Below are 20,871 nucleotides of genomic sequence, written 5' to 3'. Positions count from 1 at the left end.
GCGTCACGCCTCGCCGTCGCGCGTGCCCTCGATCACTCCGCGCAGCCAATCCCGCGCATCCCGGAACGTGTCGTCGTCGTGCAGGTCGCGGATGGTCGCCGCTACCCGGTCGGCGCGCGGGTACGAACCCAAGAACGAGACCTTCGGGCTGAAGCGCTTCACGCCGAGCAGCGCGTCGGCGACGCGCTCATCCTTGACGTGCCCTTCAGCGTCGATCACGAAGCGGTACCGGCCCATGCGATCCCCGATCGGACGCGATGCGAGCAGCGTGAGGTTCACGCCGCGCGCTGCGAACTGCTCGAGCAGATCGAGCAGAGCGCCCGGCCGATCCTCCGGCAGTTCCACCATGAGCGACGTCTTGTCGGCTCCGGTGGGCTCCCCCACCGGCACGCTGCGGCTCACGAGTACGAAGCGCGTCACCGCGTCGGGGTTCTCGGCGATGCCCTCCGCGAGCACCTCGACGTCGTAGTGCGCCTCGATGCCGGGCGGCGCGATCGCGGCGTCGACGCCCTTCGTCGGGTCGAAGAGGTCGGCGGCGGCCTGCACGTTCGACGTCGCCACCAGGTGGCGATGCGTGGGCGCCGCTCCGTCGAGCCATGCGCGGCACTGCCCGTACGCGACCGGGTGCCCGGCGACGACGCTGACATCGGAGAGCGCGGTTCCCGGCCTCGCCACGAGCACGAAGCGCACCGGCACGAGGTATTCGCCGATGATGCGGAGGCCGGGGATCGTGGCGAGCGCATCCTGCGCGACGGTGACTCCGCCGTCGATCGAGTTCTCGATGGCGATCATCGCCGCGTCGCTGGCGCCCGTGACGACATCGTTCAGCGCCTCGCCGAGGTTGTCGACCGGGTTCCAGACCTGCCCCTCGGCCTCCGGCACCTGCCGCAGCGCCGCCTCGGTGAACGTTCCAGCCGGCCCCAGGTAGGAGTACCGGCGGGGGGCTGCTGAGGCGTGCGACATGCCTCTTAGCGTACCGGCGTCAGTCGGAGAGCACGCGCCCGACCAGCGCCTGCGCGGCTGCCTGCACCTCCGCGAGATGCTCGGCGCCGCGGAAGGACTCCGCGTAGATCTTCATGACGTCCTCGGTGCCGGAGGGTCGGGCGGCGAACCACGCGTGCTCCGTCTGCACTTTGAGCCCCCCGATCGGCGCACCGTTGCCGGGAGCCTCGGTGAGGATCGCCGTGATGCGATCCCCCGCGAGCTCGGTGTCGGTGACGTCGTCGGGCGATAGCGCACCGAGCCGGGCCTTCTGCTCGGGAGTCGCCGCCGCGTCGACGCGCGCGTATGCCGGTTCGCCGAACTGCGCAGTGAGTTCTCGGTAGCGCTCTGACGGGGACTGCCCCGTCACCGCCTGGATCTCGGCGGCGAGCAGTGCGAGCAGGATGCCGTCTTTGTCGGTGCTCCACGCGCTGCCGTCGAAGCAGAGGAATGAGGCGCCAGCACTCTCCTCGCCGCCGAAGACGACGCTCCCGTCGGCGAGCCCCGGCACGAACCATTTGAAGCCGACCGGAACCTCGAGCAGGTCGCGGCCCTGGGCGGCGACGACGCGATCGATGATGCCGGAGGAGACGAGCGTCTTGCCGATGCCCGCCTCGGCAGACCAGCCGGGGCGGTGCCCGAGCAGGTAGTCGATGGCGACGGCGAGGTAGTGGTTGGGGTTCATCAAGCCGTCGCTCGTGACGATGCCGTGACGGTCGGCATCCGCATCGTTGCCCGCGATGATGGCGAACGGGCCGCGGTGCTCGTCGACCGTCGACATGACGTGGGCCGACGACGGATCCATGCGGATCTTGCCGTCCCAGTCGAGATGCATGAAGCCCCACTGCTGGTCGACGCCCGGGCCGAGCACGGTGAGCTCGATGCCGAGTCGATCGCGGATCGCCGCCCAGTAGGCCACGCTCGCCCCGCCCAGCGGGTGCACGGCGAGCGGCACCTTCGCGGCGCGGATCGCGTCGAGGTCGATCGCCTCGCCGAGGGTGTCGACGTAGGCGTTCACGAAGTCGTACCGCTCGACGGCGGCGACCGCTCCCGCGTCCGCGCGCGCGATGTCGGCGCCGGCCTCGAGCAACTCGTTCGCCCGAGCTGCGATCCAACCGGTCGCGTCGCTGTCCGCCGGGCCGCCGTGGGGCGGGTTGTACTTGAACCCGCCGTCGCTCGGCGGGTTGTGGCTGGGGGTGACCACGATGCCGTCGGCTCGGCCGGCGTCATCGGCGTCGCGACCGCGGTTGTGGCGCAGGATCGCATGGCTCAGCGCTGGTGTCGGCACGAAGGCCGCGTCGCCGTCGCCCGCGGCGGCGATCACGCGCACGCCGGCCGCGAGCAGCACCTCGATGGCGGTGCGCTGGGCGGGCGCCGAGAGCGCGTGGGTGTCTGCGCCGATGAACAGCGGGCCGTCGATGCCCTGCGCGGCTCGGTACTCCGCGATCGCCGCGCTGATCGCAGCGATGTGCGCCTCGTTGAAGGAGGCGGCGAGCGCCGAGCCGCGGTGACCGGACGTGCCGAACACGACGCGCTGCGCCGGGTTCGCGGGATCAGGGACGATCTCCGTGTACGCCGCGAGCAGCGCGTCGACGTCGATCAGGTCTTCGGGGCGGGCGGGCGTGCCGGCTCGTTCGTGCATGCTTCCAGTGTGCCAGGCGCCCGGCTGGCGCGGGGCGGGCTTGACGCGCGCCCCGCTAAGTCTCGTGCCGCGTTCGAACGCCCGGCGATCCGCACAGGCCCTTCTCCCTCGCCCCACCCCTATCCACCAAGAGATCGGCGAAACAAAGTCGGTGCAAACGTCTCTCATGAACGGACTTTCTGTCGCATCTCTGGGCATCGGGGAGGGCGGACCGGGAGCGGGAGCGGGAGTGCGCCGCGAAACTGCCTGTTCACACGTGCGAGATACGCTGTGGGCATGACTCAGAACGAACCGCACCCTCGCCGCGCTGAGATCGAATGCTGGCTCACCGATATGGACGGCGTGCTGGTGCACGAGAACCGCGCCGTTCCCGGCGCCGCCGACCTCATCAAGCACTGGCGCGAGAACGAGATCCCCTACCTCGTGCTCACGAACAACTCCATCTTCACCGCACGCGACCTCAGTGCCCGTCTCGCCGCCTCGGGAATCTCGGTGCCCGAGGACCGCATCTGGACGAGCGCGCTCGCCACGGCCGCCTTCTTGAAGCAGCAACAGCCCGGCGGCTCGGCGTTCGTGATCGGCGAGGCCGGGATCCTCACCGCGCTGCACGATGCGGGCTACGTCATGACCGAATCGAACCCCGACTTCGTGGTGGTCGGCGAGACCCGCAATTACTCGTTCGAGGCGATCACGAAGGCGATCCGGCTCATCATCAAGGGCGCTCGCTTCATCTCGACCAATCCCGACGCGACCGGGCCGAGCCACGAAGGGCCCCTTCCCGCAACGGGAGCGATCAACGCGCTCATCACGAAGGCGACGGGCAAGCACCCCTACATCATCGGCAAGCCGAACCCGATGATGTTCCGCTCGGCTCTCAACCAGATCGGCGCCCACTCGCACAACACCGGCATGATCGGCGACCGCATGGACACCGACGTGGTGGCCGGCATCGAGGCGGGCCTGCACACGGTGCTCGTGATGACCGGCATCTCGGACCGCGCAGAGATCGAGCGCTTCCCGTTCCGCCCCGACGAGGTGCTCGGCTCGGTCGCCGACCTGCTGTAGACGCTGTTACCCCTTCCTCTCCCCCCTGTGCGAGCGGGGTCACTCTTCGTGCGTGTCGGCGGTGCAACACGCACGAAGAGTGACCCCGCTGCCACGCGCGCGCCGAGGCGGGTCACTTGCGGAGGGTGTTGCTGTCGCGCACCGCTGCGACACCCTCCGAGAGTGACCCCGCTCGCAGCGGCGGCGGGGCGGAGCGCGCCGGGGCGCTACTTCTTCTTGCGGAGCTTGCGCACCAGCATCTGGATGAGGATGAAGACGAGGTAGATCGAGAAGGCCACATTGCCCCAGAAGGGGTCGATCAGCACGGCGAAGAAATTGCCGACCGGTACGAAGACGCACGCGCCGAGCCCCACGATCGCCGCAGCGCGCAGGTCGACGTTCTGCCTGCGGAAGTTGCCGATGGTGCCCGAGATCGATCCGGGAATCATCATGAAGAGCGAGGTGCCCTTCGCGATGAGGTCGCTCGAGCTGAAGAAGAACATGAGCACGGGCACGACGACGACGCCGCCGCCGACGCCGAGCAGGCCCGACAGCACACCCGTGATGAAGCCGGTCACGATGAGCATGATCACCGTCAACACGGAGATCTCGATCTCGTCACCGCGCTGCGGCACGACGAACCAGAGACTCACGATCACGATCGCGAGGAAGCCCATGAACCCCCACTGGATCGCCCCGACCGGCAGTTTCGCGAGCAGCGCGGCGCCCAGCTGCGCCCCGGCAACGATGCCGACGGCGAGGCAGGCGCCGGCGATCCAGTCGACGTGGCCCTGCAGCCCGTAGGTCGTCGCACCGACGATCGCGGTGGGCAGGATCGCCGCTACCGACGTTCCGGCCGAGAGCTTCTGGGGCATGCTCAACCAGAGCGCGAGTGCGGGCACGATGATGGTGCCGCCGCCGATTCCGAAGAGCCCGGACAGAATGCCGCCGGCGATGCCGACGAGGAGGAGCGGGAGAAATCCGGGGCGAACAATCTGGTTCATGTGCTGCTTTCTCGCTGAAGCTGGTGCTGAGAGTTCGTGTGGGACGCGCGCGTTCGGGTGCATGCCGGCTGGTCGTTTCAGACGACGATCGCGGAGCCGTCGGATCGCGGATCGCTCGCGGCGTCGACGCCGTCGGCCCCGTGGACACCCTCCTGCGCGAGTCGGATCAGGTTCGAGTGGCCGAGATCCTCGTCGACGGGAGGCACGCCCTTCAGCGGGAATCCGGCCTCCGCGAGCGCTTCGTGCACCGCGGCGGGCACGTCCTCTTCGATGGTAACGCGCACGACCCCGTCGGCGCCGGGTTCGTCGACGATCCAGCGCGGCGCGTGCGTCGCCTCCTCCGGGGTCGCACCGGCGAGGGACCGCACCAGCAGCTGCGTGTGGATCTGCGGTTGCGCCGACCCGCCCATCGTCGCGGGCACCCATGCGAGTTCGTCACCTCGGAGCACGAGCACGGGCATGAGCGTGTGCCGCGGCCGCTTGCCGGGGCCGAACGCGTTCGGGTGCGCGGGGTCGAGCGAGAACGACGTCCCGCGATTCTGGAAGAGAATGCCCGTCTCCGGCTCGAGCACGGCAGCGCCGAATCCGAAGTACACGGAGTTGATGAGGGAGATGGCCCAGCCGTCGGCGCTCACGGCGCTGAGCCCGACCGTGTCGCCGCTCGGTTTGGCCTCCCGCACGGGCGGGTGCGCGGGGGCCTCCGCGTCGATCAGGTCGCTCCCCGTCGCGCCGCCGAAGCGCGGGTCGGCGAGGGACGCCGCTCGCACGGCGTTGCTCGCGCGGAACGAGCGGGCGAGTTCGCCGGCACCGCGCCCGAGCGGATCCTCGATGCCCGCCTCGATGTCTCGGAGCGCGCGCAGGAGCATGAAGCCTGAGGTGTTGGGCGGGCCCGTGAGCACGCGGTGCGCTCGGAACGACCCTTCGAGCGGCTCGCCCCACTCCGCGGAGTACGCGGCGGTGTCGGCGAGGGTGATGCGTGAACCGAGCTTCTGCAGGCCGGCGACCCACCGCTCGGCGAGCTCGCCCTCGTAGAACGCGGCGGATCCGCCGGCTGCGAGCGCCCGCAACGATGCGGCGAGCGCCGGTTGCACGAACGGGGCGCCTTCGACGAGCGGCAGCCCCTGATCGAAGAACACTCCGCGGCACCCCTCGTCGAGCTCCAGCACCTCGCGGTTCTCGACGATCGCGGCGGCGACCGATCGGGCGGTGGGCACGCCCGCCTCGGCGTGCCGGGTCGCCGCTTCGAGGTGCTGCTCCCATCGACGTGTGGCGCCGTACTCGTGCAGGGCGTTCCAGCCGCAGATGCCGCCGGGCACCGTGACGGTGTCGATGCCGCGCACCGGCAGCAGGTCGCCGTAGCGCTCCCGCAGCACGTCGATCGACTGGCCGGCCGGAGCGGTGCCCGTCGCGTTCAAGAACCGCACCTCGCCCTCGGGGTTGCGCACGAGCGCCACGAGATCTCCCCCGAGTGCGACGTTGTTCGGGTAGACCACGCAGAGGGTGGCTGCTGCCGCGATCGCCGCGTCGATGGCGTTGCCACCGGCCCGCAGCACCGCGGCACCGGCTTCCGTCGCCAGGTGGTGTGAGGTCGAGATGGCGCCGCGAGCGGCAGATGCGGTCGTCATACGGGGAGTTCCTCCTGGGTCGTCGCGGCATGCGCGATCTGGTTGCTGATGTCGAGCACGTGAGCGCGCGCTTCGTCTTCGGCGAGCGCTGCGTCGCCGGCGGCGATCGCTTCGAAGATGCGTCGGTGGGCGATGCTCGAAGCCTGGCGTCGTGCCCGCGTCTGATAGCGGCTCGCCCGACTCGGCGCGATGCGCTGCGCGATCTGCTCGTTGATGAGTTCGAGGAGCGGGTTGTGGGCGTACTGCGCGATGGCCTGGTGGAATGCGCGGTCGAGCTCGGCGTAGCGCTCTTTCGTGACGTCGACTTCCATGGCCTCCACGAGTTCGCGCAGCTGCGCGATGTCGCGGTCGGTCGCGCGTGTGGCGGTGATGCGGGCGATCGGCGGTTCGACGATGGCGCGCAGCTCCATGATGTCGTGCAGTTCCGGGCGCAGCGCGGCGAGCCCTCCGAGCGCCCCATCCGCGACGTCGGCGCGTTCGCCGGGTCCGAGGACGATCGTGCCCCGACCCGGGCGGCGGTCGATGAGGCCGCGGTTCTCGAGTTCACGCAGCGCTTCGCGGATCGAGACGCGCGAGACGCCGAAGTGATCGGCGAGTTCGCGCTCGGGTGGAAGGCGTTCCCCCGGAGCGAGTTTGCCGTCGAGGATGAGTCGCTCGATGTCGACCGAGAGCCGATCCGGCAGCGACAGCGTCGTCGCCCGACCGATGTCGTTCCAGTCCACGTGTGCCTCCATCGTGCTCGCGGGATGCGGTCTGCATCCTCGTGATGCTATCCGACCCCGCGATGGGGCCGGTTGTGTTTCAGTTGCATTTCGGCTCGGCCTGCCCGTTGACGTGGGAGCCGAACCCGGGGTATGTTCCATTCAGTTCATCGGTTGGTCTGACCAACTGCTGATCGAGCATACACCCGAACGAATCGGAGTATGCAATGTTTCTCCCGGCACCAGCCGGGGTCCACCGAACGGAGAAATCATCGTGGCTTTCCCCCCATCCGCGCGGCGCATCGCTCCCGCGCTGGCACTCACCGCGGCCGCCGGCCTCATGCTGTCGCTCGCCGCGTGCACCGTGACCTCGAACGACGCCGGCGACGCAGGCGGCTCCGGCGACACGAGCTCCGCGGAAGCGACCCTCGCACCCCCGACCATCATCAAGGAGGGCACGCTCACCGTCTGCACCGGCGATAGCGCACCCAACATCTTCTACGACGAGAACAACGAGCTGCAGGGCGTCGAGATCGACATCGCGAACGCGCTCGCCGACAAGCTCGGCGTGAGCACCACGCTCGGCGAGTACTCGTTCGCCGGCCTCATCCCCGCGTTGCAGGCGAAGCAGTGCGACGTCATCATGGGCTCGCTCTACATCAAGCCGGAGCGCGAGGAGATTGCGAACTTCGTTCCCTACCTCTACTCGGGCACGGCCGTCGCGGTGAGCAAGGACAACCCGAAGGACGTCACCGGGTTCGACGACTCGCTCTGCGGCACCAAGGTCGTCGGCATCACGGGCGCGACGGGCGCCGCATCCGCCCAGGAGAAGTCTGACGAGTGCGTCGCCGACGGCAAGGAGCCGATCGCGATCACCCTCGTCGACGAGGCGACCGGCGCGCTGCAGCAGGTGCTCGCCGATCAGGCCGACGCCTTCATCGACACCACCGAGATCATGAGCTACTACGAGCAGCAGTCCGACGGCGACCTCGTCGCGGTCGGCGAGCCCTTCGGCAAGATCCGCATCGGCGCGGCCACGCTCAAAGACAACACCGAGCTGAACGACGCGCTCGACGAGGCCTTCGCGGCCATGATCGACGACGGCACCTACACCGACATCCTCGCCGAGTGGGGCGTCGAGAGCAACGACATCACCCAGCCCGAGTAACCCGATGTCTGCGGCGGCCCAGCCGGCCGCCGCAGACATCGGCAACAGGAAAGACACTTCATGAAATTCGACTGGGACTACTTCTGGCAGAGCCTCTTCACGCCGAGCGAGAGCTTCCTCAACGGACTCGCGCTCACCATCGTGATCTCGATCGCCGCGATGGCGCTCGCACTGGTGCTGGGCCTGCTCATCGCGCTCATGGGCCGAAGCCGCTTCGTGCCGCTGCGCATCTTCGCGAGCCTTTACATCTGGATCGTGCGCGGCACCCCGCTGCTCGTCCAACTCGTCATCATCTACACCGGTTTCGCCGCGGCGAACCTGTTCAGATTCGAAGATCTGAACCTGACCATGCAGCTCCAGGACGTCACAGTCGGCTTCCTCATCAAGGGAGCCGTGCAAGCGGCGATCGTCGCACTCATGCTCAATGAGAGCGCGTACATCTCGGAGATCGTGCGCGGCGGGCTCGAGTCGATCGAGAAGGGTCAGACCGAAGCGGCGCTGTCGCTCGGCATGACTCCCCTCGCCTCGATGCGGTGGATCATCGTGCCCCAGGCGATCCGCGTGATGGTGCCGCCGCTCGGCAACTCCTTCAACGGCCTGATGAAGAGCACATCGATCCTCTCCATCATCGGCGTCGCCGAGATGTTCCAGGTGGGCAGCTCGATGAGCGCTGCAACGTTCAAGGTCTTCGAGATCTACATCGTCGTCGCGCTGTACTACCTGCTCCTCACGACGGTGTGGACGGTCATCCAGACCATGATCGAGAACTGGTTGAACGCGAAGGCCGGCCTGCCGAAGGCGGAGTCGATCTGGAAGCGCCTGTTCGGCTTCCGCAGCAAGCGCGATCGCGTCGCACCGAAGAGCCCGATCGCCGACCTGGAAGGAGTCGCGGCATGAACGCGCTCAGCGAGTACACCGCCCCCGTCTCCGTATCGGACGGGCCGATCGTTCGCACCGTCGACATCAACAAGTGGTTCGGCGACCGGCACATTCTGACGGATGTGTCGCTCGAGATCGAACGCGGCGAAGTGGTTGTGCTCGTCGGGCCGTCCGGCGCCGGCAAGACGACCTTCCTGCGCACCCTCAACCGGCTCGAACCGATCGACAGCGGCGAGATCTACGTCGACGGGCAGCGCATCGGCGAGCGCGTGAACGAGAACGGCAAGGTCACCGAGATCTCGGCGAAGGCCTTAGCCGCGCAGCGCGCCGACATCGGCTTCGTCTTCCAGCACTTCAACCTGTTTCCGCACATGACGGTGCTCGAGAACATCTGGCATTCGCCGCTGCGGGTGAAGGGCGAGAAGAAGGCCGAAGCGATCGCCTACGCACGGGAACTGCTCGACCGCGTCGGGCTCTCCGACAAGGCTGACGTGCGGCCGCGCTCCCTCTCGGGCGGGCAGCAGCAGCGCGTCGCGATCGCTCGGGCGCTCGCAATGCGCCCGGCTCTCATGCTGTTCGACGAGCCAACGAGCGCGCTCGACCCCGAGATGGTGGGAGAGGTCTTGCAGGTGATGCAGGATCTCGCGAAGGCGGGCATGACGATGATCATCGTGAGCCACGAGATGGGCTTCACCCGCGAGGTGGCGGATCGCCTCATCGTCATGGATGCGGGAGCCATCATCGAGCAGGGCGACCCCGAGCTGGTCTTCTCGAATCCGAAGCAGGAGCGCACGCGGCAGTTCCTGTCGAAGGTGCTCTGAGCCCGACTGAAGCGGCGACGGGCTCCCNCCGTCGCCGTCCCGGCGCATGCAGCGCACGAGCCGCGCGCTACTGCGGGTCGAGCCCGAGGTCGTCGAGGCCGATCGCGTAGCGGTACTCGAAGCCCGCTGCCTCGATGCGCTCCTTGGCAGGCGCCTGGCGATCCACCACGACCGCGACCGCCGCGATCTCGGCGCCCACCTTCTGCAGCGCCTCGATCGCCTGCAAGGGGGATCCGCCCGTCGTCGACGTGTCCTCAACCACGACCACGCGCTTGCCGGCGAGGTCGGGGCCCTCGACCTGGCGGCCGCGACCGTGATCCTTCGGCTCCTTGCGCACCACGAACGAGTCGTACACCTTGCCCTGCGAGACGCCCTGGTGCATGATCGCCGAAGCGATCGGGTCAGCGCCCATCGTGAGCCCGCCGACCGCGACGACACCGTCGATATCCTCGATGAGGTCGAGCATGACCTGCCCGATGAGCGGCGCCGCACGGTGGTCGAGGCTCAGCTTGCGCAGATCGATGTAGTAGGTCGCCTGCTTGCCGCTGGTGAGCGTGAAGTCGCCGTGGAAGACGGCTTCGCTCGTGATGAGGTCGATGAGCTGTTCGCGCGCGCTGGTCATGAAGCCGATTCTACCGGCGGAGTTCCCGCGTCTCGGGGCCGGCTCCGATGCAACGTTCATCGGACGCTCTCGAGGAAGTTGCGCGTGCGCTGCCTCTGCGGCCGATCGATGACATTCTCCGGGAGCCCGGCCTCGACGATCACGCCTCCGTCCATGAAGGCCACCTGGTCGGCAACGCCGCGCGCGAAACCGATTTCATGCGTCACCACGATCATCGTCATGCCGTCCTCAGCGAGTCCACGCATCACATCGAGCACGTCGCCGACGAGCTCGGGATCGAGCGCGCTGGTCGGCTCGTCGAACAGCATGAGTTTGGGGTCCATGGCGAGGGCCCGTGCGATCGCGACGCGCTGCTGCTGCCCGCCGGAGAGCTGAGCCGGATAATGCGCGGCGAAGTCGGCGAGGCCCACCCGATCGAGCAGCTCCCGAGCACGTTCCCTCGCCTGTGATCTGGAACGCCCGGCGACCCCGATCGGCGCTTCGCAGACGTTCTCGAGAGCCGTCAGATGCGGAAACAGGTTGAATCGCTGGAACACCATTCCGATATTGCGCCGTTGCCTGGCGATCTGCCGCGGGCTCATCTCATGCGTCTTCGCACCCGACTGTCGGTAGCCGATGAGGTCGCCGTCCACGAGGATTCGTCCGCCATCGATGGTCTCGAGGTGGTTCACGCAGCGCAGCAGCGTCGATTTGCCCGAGCCCGACGGGCCGAGCAGCACGGTCACAGTGCCAGCCGGCACCGCAAGCGACACGTCACGGAGCACCTGGTGCGCGCCGAAGCTTTTACGCACGCGCCGAATCTCGACGAGCGCCTCCCCCGTTTCATGCCCCTGACCATCTTCCAGGGTCTTGAGCGGCATCTTGTTCACGGTCATTTCTCGACCACCTCCACCGTTGTCGTCTTCGGAGCTGGCTCCGGCCCGGGCCTGCGGGCGTCGATCATTGCCCGCACGCGCTGGAACGGGGTCATGGGCAGCGCGCGCGTGGCGCCTCGGCCGAAGCGACGTTCCAGATAGTACTGAGGGATCGACAGCACGCTCGTCATGAAGAGGTACCACGCACTGACGACGATGAGTAGTTCGACCTGCTTCAGGTTGGACGAGGAGATCACCGAGGCCTGCGTGTACAGTTCCATGACCGCGATCACCGACAGCAGCGACGTGTTCTTCAGCATCGAGATGAGTTCGTTCCCCATCGGAGGAATGATGACGCGCATCGCCTGCGGCAGAAGCACTCGGCGGAACGTGTAGAGCGGTGCCATACCGAGGGAGTAGGCGGCCTCGCGCTGCCCCTCGTCGACCGACATCATTCCCGCGCGCACGATCTCCGAAGAGTAGGCCGCCTGGTTGAGCGTCAGCGCGAGCAGACCGGCGATGAAGGGCGTGACCAGTGAGTTGGTGTCAACCGACCAGAACACGACATCGGTGAACGGGACACCCAGGGTGATCCGGTCGAACAGCAGGCCGAGGTACCCCCAGAGCACGATCTGCACCAAGACGGGAGTTCCGCGAAATGCCCATACATACAGCCACGCGACACTCGAGAGGACGGGGTTGGTGGCGAGACGCATCGCGGCGACCACGATAGCGAGCACCGTCGACACCGCCATCGAGATCACGGTGATGACGATCGTGAGCCACACGCCCTCGAGAATCCGCTGGTCGAAGAGAAATTCTCCGACCGTGCCGAAGTCGAGGTTCGGGTTCGTCGCGATTACCGAGACGAACGCCACGAGTAAGACGAGCACGACGGCCGCGCTGATCCAGCGCCACGGCCGGCGGAGCGGGACCGCCTCCACGTCGTCCTCGGTCGAGAGCACCGGCAGGGTGGCTCCTTCGAGGGTCACGCCGGGTGCGGTCATGAGGCATCAGCTCCCTGGTTCACCTCTGCGGACTTCACGGCGTATGCGTCGATGCTGTTGCGCTCGAGCACTTCCTTGTATGTTCCTTCGTCGATGAGCGCTTGCAGCGCCTGCTGCACGGCTTCGATGAGCTCCGTATCGTCCTTCAGCACGCCGATGCCGCTGTAGACCGGATTGAACCCGGCGGGGTTCTCGGCATCGCGCACGATCTCGAACGCCTCGCCATCATCGGTGGTCGCGACGACGTACTCCGCGACGACCGCGTCAGCCGTGTAGGCCTGGCTCTTTCCAGCGCGAAGTGCGGTTTGCGCGTCGAGATCGCTCGGCAGTTCCATGACGTCGACGCCGCAGTCCATCGCGCGGAGCAACTCCCCCTGCACCGTTGCTTTCTGCACCGACACCGTCTTGCCGCAGAGATCGCGTTGCGTGGTGATGCCCTCGGGGTTGCCTTTCTTCACGGCGATGGCGAAACCTCCGTGCGTGTAGTCGACGAAACTCAGCGTCTCCTGCCGCTCCGGGGTGTCATTCATGCCGCTCATGATGATGTCGTTCTTGTTCGCCTGCAGCGACGGGATCACGGAGTCGAAGGCCTGCTTGTTGAGCGAGACGTCGATGCCGAGTTTCTGACCGAGCAGACGTCCGAGTTCCGGGTCGAAGCCGATCTCCCGGTTGTTTTCGTCGTACATCGCCATCGGCGGGAACGGGATGTCGACGGCGATATTGATGACCCCGCTCTCCACGATGTCTGCGGGCAGCAGCTCGGTGAGGGCGGGATCCGCCGTCGTGCTGACCTCATCGCCCGTCGGCAGATTCGAGGACGCCGCTTCCGCCCCCTCATCGACGGAGTCGGATCCCGAACACCCGGTGAGGGCGAGGGCCGCAGCGGCTACGGTAGCGAGCAGGGCAAGGGGCAACTTCGTCATGAGCAGTTCCTTCATCATTGAGAGGTGTCGTGAGTACATCGGTTCGGCTGACGCCGAGGATCCCCCGCTACAGCGCAGCCGGGGTGTGGAGTGCGAGCAGGTCGTCATAGGTCTCGCGGCGAGCGACCAGACGCGCCTCGCCCTCGCGCACGAAGACGATCGCGGGTTTGAGCGCCCCGTTGTAGTTGTTGGACATCGTGTAGGCGTATGCTCCGGTGGTCGCCATGGCGACCAGGTCGCCGACCCGTGCTGCGGGGAAGTCGACGCCATCGATGAGCAGATCTCCTGATTCGCACTGGCGCCCGACCAGCTGCACGCGTTCTGTCCAGGGTTCCTCCAGTCGATCGGCGAGCACCGCTTCGTATCGCTGATGCGTGAGCGCGACATCGAGCTGGTCGGCCATCCCTCCGTCGACGGCGACGAATACGTCTCCTGTGCGTTTGACCGAGACGACGCGGTACAGCGTAATGCCAGCACGCGCGACGACTGAGCGCCCCGGCTCGATCATGAGGCGCGCCGACTCGTGCAGGTGTTCGCGCGCGGCGGCGACAATGGCCTCGAGGTACGCATCAACGCTGGGCGCATCCTCGTCATAGGTGTACTTCACGCCCAGTCCGCCACCGACATCGTAGGTATCGAAGGCTCCAGCGGAGGAGATCTTCTCGACCGCTTCGGCGAATTGCCGTGTGTTCAGAATCTGCGACCCGATGTGCAGGTGCACGCCTTCGAACATCATGAACGGATGCACGCGCATGCGCTCGATCGCTGCGGTCGCCTGATCCATGGGCAGACCGAACTTCGAGCGCTCGCCGCCCGTGGCCTGGGACGCGTGCGTCTCGGCTTCGACACCCGGAATGACCCGCAGCAGGAGCTTCTGCGGGCGAGTGAGCAGGCGCTCCAGCCGGTCGAGTTCGTCGTCGTTGTCGACGATGATCGTCCCGATCCCCGCATCGAGAGCCATCCGCAACTCGTCGTCGGTCTTCGCGTTGCCGTGGAAGTGCAGTCGTTCGGGTGCCACCCCCGCGGCGAGCGCAAGCTGCAGCTCCCCGCCGCCGGCGACGTCGACGGACATTCCCTCTTCCTGCGCAACGCGGTACATGCCGACCGCCGGGAGCGATTTCGACGCGAAGAGCACCTCTGAATTGGGCCATCGACTTCGCAACCCGTCCACGAATCGGCGTATCTGCCGGCGGAGCCCCGTCTCGTCGATGACGTGGAGCGGGGTGCCGTAGCGGTCCGCCAACGTGGTCACCGGGACACCCCCGATCTCGAGCACTCCTTCGACCGAGGCGGAGGCTTCCTCCGGAAGCACCTCCCACAGCTCACCCAGGCGAGTGCGCTCTGGCGTTGGTTGGGTCGCTTGCATAGGTGCCTCCATCTGCGTCGTTGCGATCCCACCCTATGCGGCATAGCCTCGGTAAAATTTGTCGTTTTCGCATATGTTGAGGGGGTGATCTCACCTATTTCTCCAACCATCCTGAGCGACGGCATCCCCATCGCGGAGTTGCTCGCTTCGTTCGAACCCGGGATCGCCACGCTGCTCGGTGCCACCCGCTCGAACCGAGTCGTGCGCGGCGCAGAGTTCTACGATGCACGCGACGCGATTCCTGATGAGGCGGACCTGCTCCTCCTCGTCCCGTCACCCGAAGAGCTATCGGTGCTTCAGATCGAAGGATTGGCCCGCCTCGCAGCGCGTCACGCGGCCGCCGGTGTCGTCGTGAAGTGCCGCGACGACGACGTTCCCGCGCTCGAGCAGCTTGCAGAACGCACCGCCCTCCCCTGCATCCGCATCGCTGACCAATTGAGCTGGCGGCTGTTCGACTCATTGCTGGCTCAGGCCCTCGGTGAGCGGCGACACCGGGACGACGCGCACCGTGATCGCGGCCTTGAACCCTTGTTCGCCCTCGCCAATGAGCTGGCAGAGCATTTCGGCGGGTCGGTCGCGATCGAAGATCTCGGTCGCCGGATCATCGCCTACTCGTCAGTGCCGGGACAGCTCATCGATCGCCTTCGCACCCAGGGAATCCTCACGCGCGAAGTCCCTGATTCTCCGTTCAACGACGACCAGTACCGCACGGTACTGCGTTCAGACGCTCCCATCAAGTATCCGCGGCTCGGCGACGAGGAGCCTCGCGTCGCCTTCGCGGTCCGCGCGGGCGCTCTCCCGCTCGGCACGATCTGGGCGATCGATTCGAGCGGCCACACCGAGCTCACCGACGAGCAGGACGCGAGAATTCGTGCTGCAGCATCAGTCGCTGCTGCGCACTTGCTCGGTGACATACACACCCGACGAACGACTCATATTCCGCGTGAAGCACGACTCCGCACGCTGCTCGACGGCAGCGATGTCACCGGATCCGAACTCGCGGAGCTCGGGCATCCGGAGGAGCGCGGGAGCGAACTCATCGTTTTTTCGCCCTCGGATGACGCACGTCAGACGACTCTCGCGCAGTTGCGTTCGACCGTCCAGCGTCATCTTGCGCTGCACCGTCCGGAATCGGTCACTGTGGTGCGCGGCAACCGCATCCATGCGCTGGTCGTGCACCAGCCTCTTCTGCCGGTGATGGGTCTGGTCGATCCCTTGCTTCCCGTCATCGACCGGCTCGTGGGTCCGGGTACCCTCGTCGCCCTCCCCGGGACCGCGCATCGCTCAGGCGACGTCGCCGCGCTCCGACAGCTCGCAGACCGACTGCTCGACACAGCTGAACGCTACGACGGACGCATCTCCGAACGCATCGTCACAGTCGGCGCCGTGCAAACGCTGCTCGTCCTCGAGCGCGTCGAAAGCATGTTCTCGACCGAGCCTGAACTGCTCGCACCCGCGCTCGTTGCTCTGGAGACGCACGAAACCCTGCTCGCCGAGACCCTCGAAGCCTGGTGCGCGAATCTCGGCAACGTGGCCCGCACCGCCCGCGCGCTCTCCGTGCACGAGAACACGGTGCGGTACCGTATGCGTCAGATCGAAGAACAGCACGGCGTCCACCTCGCGACACCCGACCTGCTCCTCACCACGTGGCTCCAGCTTCGCGCACGGCGGTTAGCCGGAAAGAAGAACCCCAGATGAAGAATCAATTCTCGAAGAGCACGCCGCTCACGGAACGGTCATGGCAGACAGAAAAGCAAAGCGGTGCCGTCGCACTCGAGCGGCTCGCGGGACTCTTCGAAGCCGCACCGCTCGCGGTGCTCACGGGCGCCGGCATCAGCACGGACTCGGGCATTCCCGATTATCGCGGTGCGGGTGCTCCCCCGCGCACGCCGATGAGCATCTCGCAGTTCATGGAGGACCCGGCCTACCGCCGCCGCTTCTGGGCCGGCGCGAGAGTCGGCGCGCTGCGAGCTGCGGGTGTCGCGCCCAATGCCGGTCACCTCGCTCTGGCGCGCTTCGAAGCCGCCGGGCTGACGAACGGCGTCATCACGCAGAACGTCGACAACCTGCATCGACGGGCAGGATCCCGAAGCGTCGTCGAGCTGCACGGCAACGGGAGCGTGATCAGGTGCGTTGAACACGACCATCGCTTCACCCGCGATCAGGTGCTCGGCTGGTTCGATGAGCTCAACCCGGGATTCGCCGCGCGCAATGCCGCGGCCGAGATCGCACCGGATGGTGATGCGATCGTGAGCGGCACCGACTCCGTCGAAACCCCGACGTGCCCGGAGTGCGGGTCGATCCTCCGCCCCGACGTCGTCTACTTCGGCGAGCTCGTACCGAAACCCGTGTTCGAGACCGCCGAGTCACTGGTCGCCTCCGCAGGCGGCCTCGTGCTCATCGGAACCTCGCTCGCGGTGAACACCGGCATCCGTCTCGTGCATCGCGCGCAGCTGCGGGGCATCCCGATCGCCGTCATCAACCGCGGGCCGACCGCGATCGATGCGCGCGAGTCGGTCTCGGTGCGCATCGACGCCGGGGCGGCCGAGACCCTCGAGCAGCTCGAGCAGATCCTGCGCTGACGACGCGCCGCCCGCGCCTCAGCTACTCGCCGCGGGAGATGCGCGTCATCTCATCTCGGGGCACGACCTTGACGCGCGCGCGACCGTGCGGCTCTCCGAGGCCGAGTTCGTGCGCGTCGAGGCGGTGCCAGCCCTCGATCGTCGTGTACGGCACGCCTCGCGCTTCGAGGAGCGCGGGAATGACCTGCGGCTCGGACTCCTCCGGAGTCCAGAGGTTGTCGCGATCCTCGAGCAGGCACTCGAGCGTTTCCATCGCGTCGGACTTGGTGTGCCCGATGAGGCCGACCGGGCCGCGCTTGATCCAACCGGTGGCGTAGACGCCGGGAATCTGCTGCCCTTCGAGGTCGAGTACGCGCCCCTGCGTGTTCGGGATCACGCCCTTCGCATCGTCGAACGGAATCTCGTCGAGTGGGGAGCCGAAGTACCCGACCGCGCGGTAGATGGACTGGATCGGCACGATCTCGAACTCGCCGGTGTCGACGATGCCGCCCTGCCCGTCGGGAGCTGTGCGCTCGACTTTCAGCCCCGCGACGCGGCCGTCCTCGACCACGACCTCAACGGGCTTCGACCAGAAGTGCAGGTGCAGGCGACGCGAAGCGGGCGCCACTTCGCCTGCCTCGCGTGCGCGCTGCTCGTCACGCCACTTGTCCATGATGCGAGTCATCACGATGACCTGTTTGTTCTTCATGAGCGTCTCGTCGGCGAACGCGTCGTCGTGCGAGAAGTCGCGCTCGTCGATCACCATGTCGACGTCGCGCACCTCGCCGAGCTCGCGCAGCTCGAGGGGCGTGAACTTCACGTACTTCGGGCCGCGCCGGCCGAAGAGGTGCAGTTCTTCGATGGGGTTCGCTTCGAGGCCCTCGTGCACGTTCTGCGGAATCTCGGTGGGAAGCAGATCTTCGGCGTGCTTGATGAGCATGCGGGAGACGTCGAGCGCGACGTTGCCGTTGCCGATGACGCCCACCGACTTCGCTTCGAGCGGCCAGGTGCGAGGAACGTCGGGGTGGCCGTCGAACCAGCTCACGAAATCGGCGGCCCCGTACGAGCCCGCCGCATCGATGCCGGGAATATCGAGCGCCGCGTCGCGGATCGCGCCGGTCGAGAAGATCACCGCGTGGTAGTGCCGTTTGAGGTCTTCGAGCTTCAGATCCTGCCCGTAGCGGACGTTGCCGAAGTAGCGAATCGAGTCCTCGCCGGTCTCCCCTGAGCTCGCACGATCGAGCACGTCGCGCAATGCGGTGATGATCCCCTTGATGCGCGGGTGGTCGGGTGAGACTCCGTAGCGAACTAGCCCGTACGGCGCGGGAAGCTGCTCGAAGAGGTCGATCTCGACCGCGAAATCGCGCTCCGCCTTCAGCAGCAGGTCAGCAGCGTAGATACCCGCAGGTCCCGCTCCTACGATCGCCAGTCGCATCTTGCTCATCGCTCGGTTCTTCCTTCCATTCCCCTGACGGTATTCTCCGCGGGGAGTCGAGAATTGAGGTGTTCGTAGGGCGCCTCAGCGCGCCGATGTCAGCCTTCGCGGTTGACGATCGAGTCGGCCATGCGCTCGAGCGCGCGCTTCACCGAGGACTTCGGCAGCGCATCGAGCGCGCGAACGGCATCTGCGGCCCAGCGGTGCGCGGTGGCCTCGGTCTCACGGGTGACGGCGTGCGTCTGCAGTGCCTGCACCTCGGGATCGAGCAACGCCGGATCCGCGCCGCCCCGAATCTCGGCGACGCCCGCCTCGATGCGTGCGAGCAGCGCCGCATCTTCAGCATTGCCGGCCGCCGCGCTGTCTTGCAGCAGCAGATACGGCAGCGTGACGACGCCGGCGCGCAGGTCGGTGCCGGCGCGCTTGCCCGTCTGCTCCTTCTTCGGCGACAGGTCGATGACGTCGTCGATGAGCTGGAAGGCGACGCCGATGCGCTCGCCGTACTCCGTGACCGGATCTGCGAACTCCGCCGGAGCCTCGCCGAACATCACGCCCATGCGCGCGGCCGTCGAGATGAGCGCGCCGGTCTTGTCTGCGAGCACTTGGATGTAGTGCCCCTTCGGATCATCGCCCTCCTGCGGGCCGACCGTTTCGTGCAGCTGCCCCAGGCAGAGCCGCTCGAAGGTGCGGGCCTGCAGCAGGATCGCCTCCTCGCCCATTCCGGAGACGAGCGATGATGCGCGCGCGAAGAGCAGATCTCCGGCGAGGATCGCGACCGAGTTCGACCACACCGTCTGCGCCGCGTCGACACCGCGACGGAGCTTCGCATCGTCCATGACGTCATCGTGGTAGAGCGACGCGAGATGGGTCATCTCGACGGCCTCCGCCGCGCGACGAACCAGCTCGTTCGGTCCGGAGCCGAGCTCGCTCGTCAGCAGCGTGAGCATGGGGCGGATCCGCTTGCCTCCGGCACCCATCAGGTATCGCGCCGGTGCGTCGGCGACCGGTGAGGCGAAGCGAAGGTGCTCGAGAAGTTCGGATTCGACGAGCTCGAGCTGCTGCTGGATCTCCTTGGCGTGACGACGGTCGGCCGCCCCGCGGAACAGGCGCATCGGCAGCGCCTGGGTTGCCGTGTCTTCGGCGATGGGACGACTCACGGGGTGTCTCCAGGTCGAGGGGCGGTCTCGCCTGCGGCTTCTGTCGAGGCTTGCGGCTGCGGAGCAGCGGGCTTCGGCGCGGCCGGTTTCGGCGCAGTCGGCTTCTTCGCGGCCGAAGGCTTCGCGGCCGCAGGCTTCGCGGCCGCAGGCTTCTTGGCGGCGGTCGGCTTCGCGGCAGCGGATTTCGCAGCAGCGGGCTTCGCGGCAGCGCCTGGCTTCGCAGCAGCGGCCGCCTTCGCGGCAGCAGGCTTCGCTGCAGCGGGCTTCTTCGCGGCAGCGGGCTTGGCAGCAGCCGGCTTCTTCGCGGCAGCCGGCTTGGCAGCAGCGGGCCGCTTCGGCGCTTCACGCGGAACGAAGCCGCGATGCAGCGCGACGATGCCGAACGTGAGGTTGCGGTAGGCGACGCGTTCGAACCCCGCCTCGCGCATCCACGCAGCGAGTTCGCCCTGGTCGGGCCACGCTTCGATCGATTCGTTCAGATAGCGGTAGGCGGCGGCGGCATCGCGATTGATGGCCCCGGCGATGCGGGGCAGCACGTGCCGACCGTAGAAGGCGTACGGCCCCCGCACGACGGCGGCGGGCGGCGTCGAGAACTCGGCGATGACCACTCGCCCGCCGGGCTTCACCACACGACGCATCTCACGCAGTGCCGCCTTCGGGTCGTTCACGTTGCGCAGCCCATACGAAATGGTGGCTGCATCGAATTCGTCGTCTGCGAACGGCAACTGCGTCGCGTCGGCCCATTGGAACTCGATGAGGTCGTTGCCGGCATGCCGTCTGCGCCCCTCGGCGAGCATCCCCTCGGAGAAGTCCGCGGCGACGACGTGCGCCCCGTGCGCGGCGATGGCAGCCGACGATGTTCCGGTGCCGGCCGCGAGGTCGAGCACCCGCATCCCCTTGCGCGGTGCGATCGCTTTGGTCGTCGCCACGCGCCACAACCGGTCGTTGCCGACCGTGAGCACGTCGTTGATCAGGTCGTATCGCGGCGAGACCTCATCGAACATTGCGGAGACGTCTGCTGCGTGCTTGGTCGCGGTATCGGGGCGGGTCACCCCTCCATCGTATCCCGAACGGCTATGCA

General features: G+C 67.3%; 19 protein-coding genes. 6 read left to right on the top strand and 13 right to left on the bottom strand.

Annotated elements, in window-relative coordinates:
- Window positions 1-3: 3 nt before the first annotated feature.
- Window positions 4-963 carry a prephenate dehydratase gene (pheA, locus tag ABFX18_RS10005; protein WP_090152428.1) on the bottom strand — a complete coding sequence of 320 codons (960 nt, stop codon included), beginning with the start codon at window positions 961-963 and terminating at the stop codon, window positions 4-6.
- Window positions 964-982: 19 nt separating this feature from the next.
- Window positions 983-2,623 (bottom strand): phosphoglucomutase (alpha-D-glucose-1,6-bisphosphate-dependent), encoded by a 1,641-nt coding sequence (gene pgm / locus ABFX18_RS10000; protein WP_346058226.1) that lies wholly within the window; start codon window positions 2,621-2,623, stop codon window positions 983-985.
- Window positions 2,624-2,899: 276 nt separating this feature from the next.
- Here pgm and ABFX18_RS09995 point away from each other — a divergent pair, with 276 nt between their 5' ends.
- The gene (locus ABFX18_RS09995) at window positions 2,900-3,688 is read left to right on the top strand and encodes an HAD-IIA family hydrolase (protein ID WP_336661845.1); all 789 of its coding nucleotides are present in this window, start codon (window positions 2,900-2,902) and stop codon (window positions 3,686-3,688) included.
- Window positions 3,689-3,894: 206 nt separating this feature from the next.
- On the opposite strand, the gene ABFX18_RS09990 is transcribed toward ABFX18_RS09995, so the two are convergent.
- From ABFX18_RS09990 to ABFX18_RS09980, 3 genes are all read right to left on the bottom strand, one after another.
- Window positions 3,895-4,671, bottom strand: coding sequence for a sulfite exporter TauE/SafE family protein (locus tag ABFX18_RS09990; protein WP_346058225.1), 777 nt, complete (start codon window positions 4,669-4,671; stop codon window positions 3,895-3,897).
- A gap of 77 nt (window positions 4,672-4,748) precedes the next feature.
- On the bottom strand, window positions 4,749-6,296 hold the full coding sequence (locus ABFX18_RS09985) for a gamma-glutamyltransferase family protein (protein ID WP_346058224.1): 1,548 nt from the start codon (window positions 6,294-6,296) through the stop codon (window positions 4,749-4,751).
- A complete protein-coding gene (locus ABFX18_RS09980; protein WP_336661849.1) occupies window positions 6,293-7,018 on the bottom strand; it encodes a FadR/GntR family transcriptional regulator in 726 nt (241 codons plus the stop codon). The genes ABFX18_RS09985 and ABFX18_RS09980 overlap by 4 nt, the downstream gene beginning before the upstream one ends.
- Window positions 7,019-7,271: 253 nt before the next feature.
- Here ABFX18_RS09980 and ABFX18_RS09975 point away from each other — a divergent pair, with 253 nt between their 5' ends.
- From ABFX18_RS09975 to ABFX18_RS09965, 3 genes are read left to right on the top strand one after another with little or no spacing between them, the layout of a single operon-like run.
- Complete coding sequence (locus ABFX18_RS09975) at window positions 7,272-8,165, top strand: ABC transporter substrate-binding protein (protein WP_176698411.1); 894 nt, start codon at window positions 7,272-7,274, stop codon at window positions 8,163-8,165.
- Window positions 8,166-8,225: 60 nt separating this feature from the next.
- A complete protein-coding gene (locus ABFX18_RS09970) occupies window positions 8,226-9,062 on the top strand; it encodes an amino acid ABC transporter permease (protein WP_090152548.1) in 837 nt (278 codons plus the stop codon).
- The gene (locus tag ABFX18_RS09965) at window positions 9,059-9,865 is read left to right on the top strand and encodes an amino acid ABC transporter ATP-binding protein (protein ID WP_346058223.1); all 807 of its coding nucleotides are present in this window, start codon (window positions 9,059-9,061) and stop codon (window positions 9,863-9,865) included. The genes ABFX18_RS09970 and ABFX18_RS09965 overlap by 4 nt, the downstream gene beginning before the upstream one ends.
- Before the next feature lie 67 nt (window positions 9,866-9,932).
- Here the strand turns inward: ABFX18_RS09965 and pyrE are convergent, their stop codons facing one another.
- The 5 genes from pyrE to lysA form a co-directional block, all read right to left on the bottom strand.
- Complete coding sequence (pyrE, locus tag ABFX18_RS09960; RefSeq protein ID WP_346058222.1) at window positions 9,933-10,487, bottom strand: orotate phosphoribosyltransferase; 555 nt, start codon at window positions 10,485-10,487, stop codon at window positions 9,933-9,935.
- A 56-nt stretch (window positions 10,488-10,543) separates the two neighbouring features.
- On the bottom strand, window positions 10,544-11,362 hold the full coding sequence (locus ABFX18_RS09955; protein ID WP_346058221.1) for an amino acid ABC transporter ATP-binding protein: 819 nt from the start codon (window positions 11,360-11,362) through the stop codon (window positions 10,544-10,546).
- Window positions 11,359-12,348, bottom strand: coding sequence for an amino acid ABC transporter permease (locus tag ABFX18_RS09950; protein ID WP_346058220.1), 990 nt, complete (start codon window positions 12,346-12,348; stop codon window positions 11,359-11,361). Before ABFX18_RS09950 ends, ABFX18_RS09955 begins: the two co-directional genes overlap by 4 nt.
- The gene (locus tag ABFX18_RS09945) at window positions 12,345-13,271 is read right to left on the bottom strand and encodes an ABC transporter substrate-binding protein (RefSeq protein WP_346058219.1); all 927 of its coding nucleotides are present in this window, start codon (window positions 13,269-13,271) and stop codon (window positions 12,345-12,347) included. The genes ABFX18_RS09950 and ABFX18_RS09945 overlap by 4 nt, the downstream gene beginning before the upstream one ends.
- Before the next feature lie 67 nt (window positions 13,272-13,338).
- On the bottom strand, window positions 13,339-14,637 hold the full coding sequence (gene lysA / locus ABFX18_RS09940) for a diaminopimelate decarboxylase (protein ID WP_346058218.1): 1,299 nt from the start codon (window positions 14,635-14,637) through the stop codon (window positions 13,339-13,341).
- 84 nt (window positions 14,638-14,721) lie between these two features.
- Between lysA and ABFX18_RS09935 the strand changes: the two genes are divergently transcribed.
- Both ABFX18_RS09935 and ABFX18_RS09930 read left to right on the top strand, forming a co-directional pair.
- Window positions 14,722-16,335 (top strand): PucR family transcriptional regulator, encoded by a 1,614-nt coding sequence (locus ABFX18_RS09935; RefSeq protein WP_346058217.1) that lies wholly within the window; start codon window positions 14,722-14,724, stop codon window positions 16,333-16,335.
- Window positions 16,332-17,219, top strand: coding sequence for a Sir2 family NAD-dependent protein deacetylase (locus tag ABFX18_RS09930; protein ID WP_346058216.1), 888 nt, complete (start codon window positions 16,332-16,334; stop codon window positions 17,217-17,219). Before ABFX18_RS09935 ends, ABFX18_RS09930 begins: the two co-directional genes overlap by 4 nt.
- 22 nt (window positions 17,220-17,241) lie before the next feature.
- On the opposite strand, the gene ABFX18_RS09925 is transcribed toward ABFX18_RS09930, so the two are convergent.
- From ABFX18_RS09925 to ABFX18_RS09915, 3 genes are all read right to left on the bottom strand, one after another.
- Window positions 17,242-18,642 carry an FAD-dependent oxidoreductase gene (locus tag ABFX18_RS09925; RefSeq protein ID WP_336661853.1) on the bottom strand — a complete coding sequence of 467 codons (1,401 nt, stop codon included), beginning with the start codon at window positions 18,640-18,642 and terminating at the stop codon, window positions 17,242-17,244.
- Window positions 18,643-18,731: 89 nt separating this feature from the next.
- Complete coding sequence (locus ABFX18_RS09920; protein WP_176698417.1) at window positions 18,732-19,745, bottom strand: polyprenyl synthetase family protein; 1,014 nt, start codon at window positions 19,743-19,745, stop codon at window positions 18,732-18,734.
- Between the two features lie 41 nt (window positions 19,746-19,786).
- A complete protein-coding gene (locus ABFX18_RS09915) occupies window positions 19,787-20,842 on the bottom strand; it encodes a class I SAM-dependent methyltransferase (RefSeq protein ID WP_346058215.1) in 1,056 nt (351 codons plus the stop codon).
- Window positions 20,843-20,871: the final 29 nt, after the last annotated feature.

Origin of the sequence: Leucobacter alluvii (genome assembly GCF_039530485.1) — a bacterium.
Classification (GTDB): Bacteria; Actinomycetota; Actinomycetes; order Actinomycetales; family Microbacteriaceae; genus Leucobacter; species Leucobacter alluvii.
This window is presented reverse-complemented; position numbering and strand designations above follow the sequence as displayed.

Bases quoted from the DNA above. Each gene is read 5' to 3' on its own strand.
- pyrE (WP_346058222.1), bottom strand. From the start codon at position 10,487: ATGACCAGCGCGCGCGAACAGCTCATCGACCTCATCACGAGCGAAGCC.
- ABFX18_RS09955 (WP_346058221.1), bottom strand. From the start codon at position 11,362: ATGACCGTGAACAAGATGCCGCTCAAGACCCTGGAAGATGGTCAGGGG.
- ABFX18_RS09965 (WP_346058223.1), top strand. From the start codon at position 9,059: ATGAACGCGCTCAGCGAGTACACCGCCCCCGTCTCCGTATCGGACGGG.
- ABFX18_RS09930 (WP_346058216.1), top strand. From the start codon at position 16,332: ATGAAGAATCAATTCTCGAAGAGCACGCCGCTCACGGAACGGTCATGG.
- ABFX18_RS09920 (WP_176698417.1), bottom strand. From the start codon at position 19,745: ATGCGCCTGTTCCGCGGGGCGGCCGACCGTCGTCACGCCAAGGAGATC.
- pheA (WP_090152428.1), bottom strand. From the start codon at position 963: ATGTCGCACGCCTCAGCAGCCCCCCGCCGGTACTCCTACCTGGGGCCG.
- ABFX18_RS09990 (WP_346058225.1), bottom strand. From the start codon at position 4,671: ATGAACCAGATTGTTCGCCCCGGATTTCTCCCGCTCCTCCTCGTCGGC.
- ABFX18_RS09995 (WP_336661845.1), top strand. From the start codon at position 2,900: ATGACTCAGAACGAACCGCACCCTCGCCGCGCTGAGATCGAATGCTGG.
- ABFX18_RS09950 (WP_346058220.1), bottom strand. From the start codon at position 12,348: ATGACCGCACCCGGCGTGACCCTCGAAGGAGCCACCCTGCCGGTGCTC.
- ABFX18_RS09970 (WP_090152548.1), top strand. From the start codon at position 8,226: ATGAAATTCGACTGGGACTACTTCTGGCAGAGCCTCTTCACGCCGAGC.
- ABFX18_RS09925 (WP_336661853.1), bottom strand. From the start codon at position 18,642: ATGAGCAAGATGCGACTGGCGATCGTAGGAGCGGGACCTGCGGGTATC.
- pgm (WP_346058226.1), bottom strand. From the start codon at position 2,623: ATGCACGAACGAGCCGGCACGCCCGCCCGCCCCGAAGACCTGATCGAC.
- ABFX18_RS09985 (WP_346058224.1), bottom strand. From the start codon at position 6,296: ATGACGACCGCATCTGCCGCTCGCGGCGCCATCTCGACCTCACACCAC.
- lysA (WP_346058218.1), bottom strand. From the start codon at position 14,637: ATGCAAGCGACCCAACCAACGCCAGAGCGCACTCGCCTGGGTGAGCTG.
- ABFX18_RS09945 (WP_346058219.1), bottom strand. From the start codon at position 13,271: ATGACGAAGTTGCCCCTTGCCCTGCTCGCTACCGTAGCCGCTGCGGCC.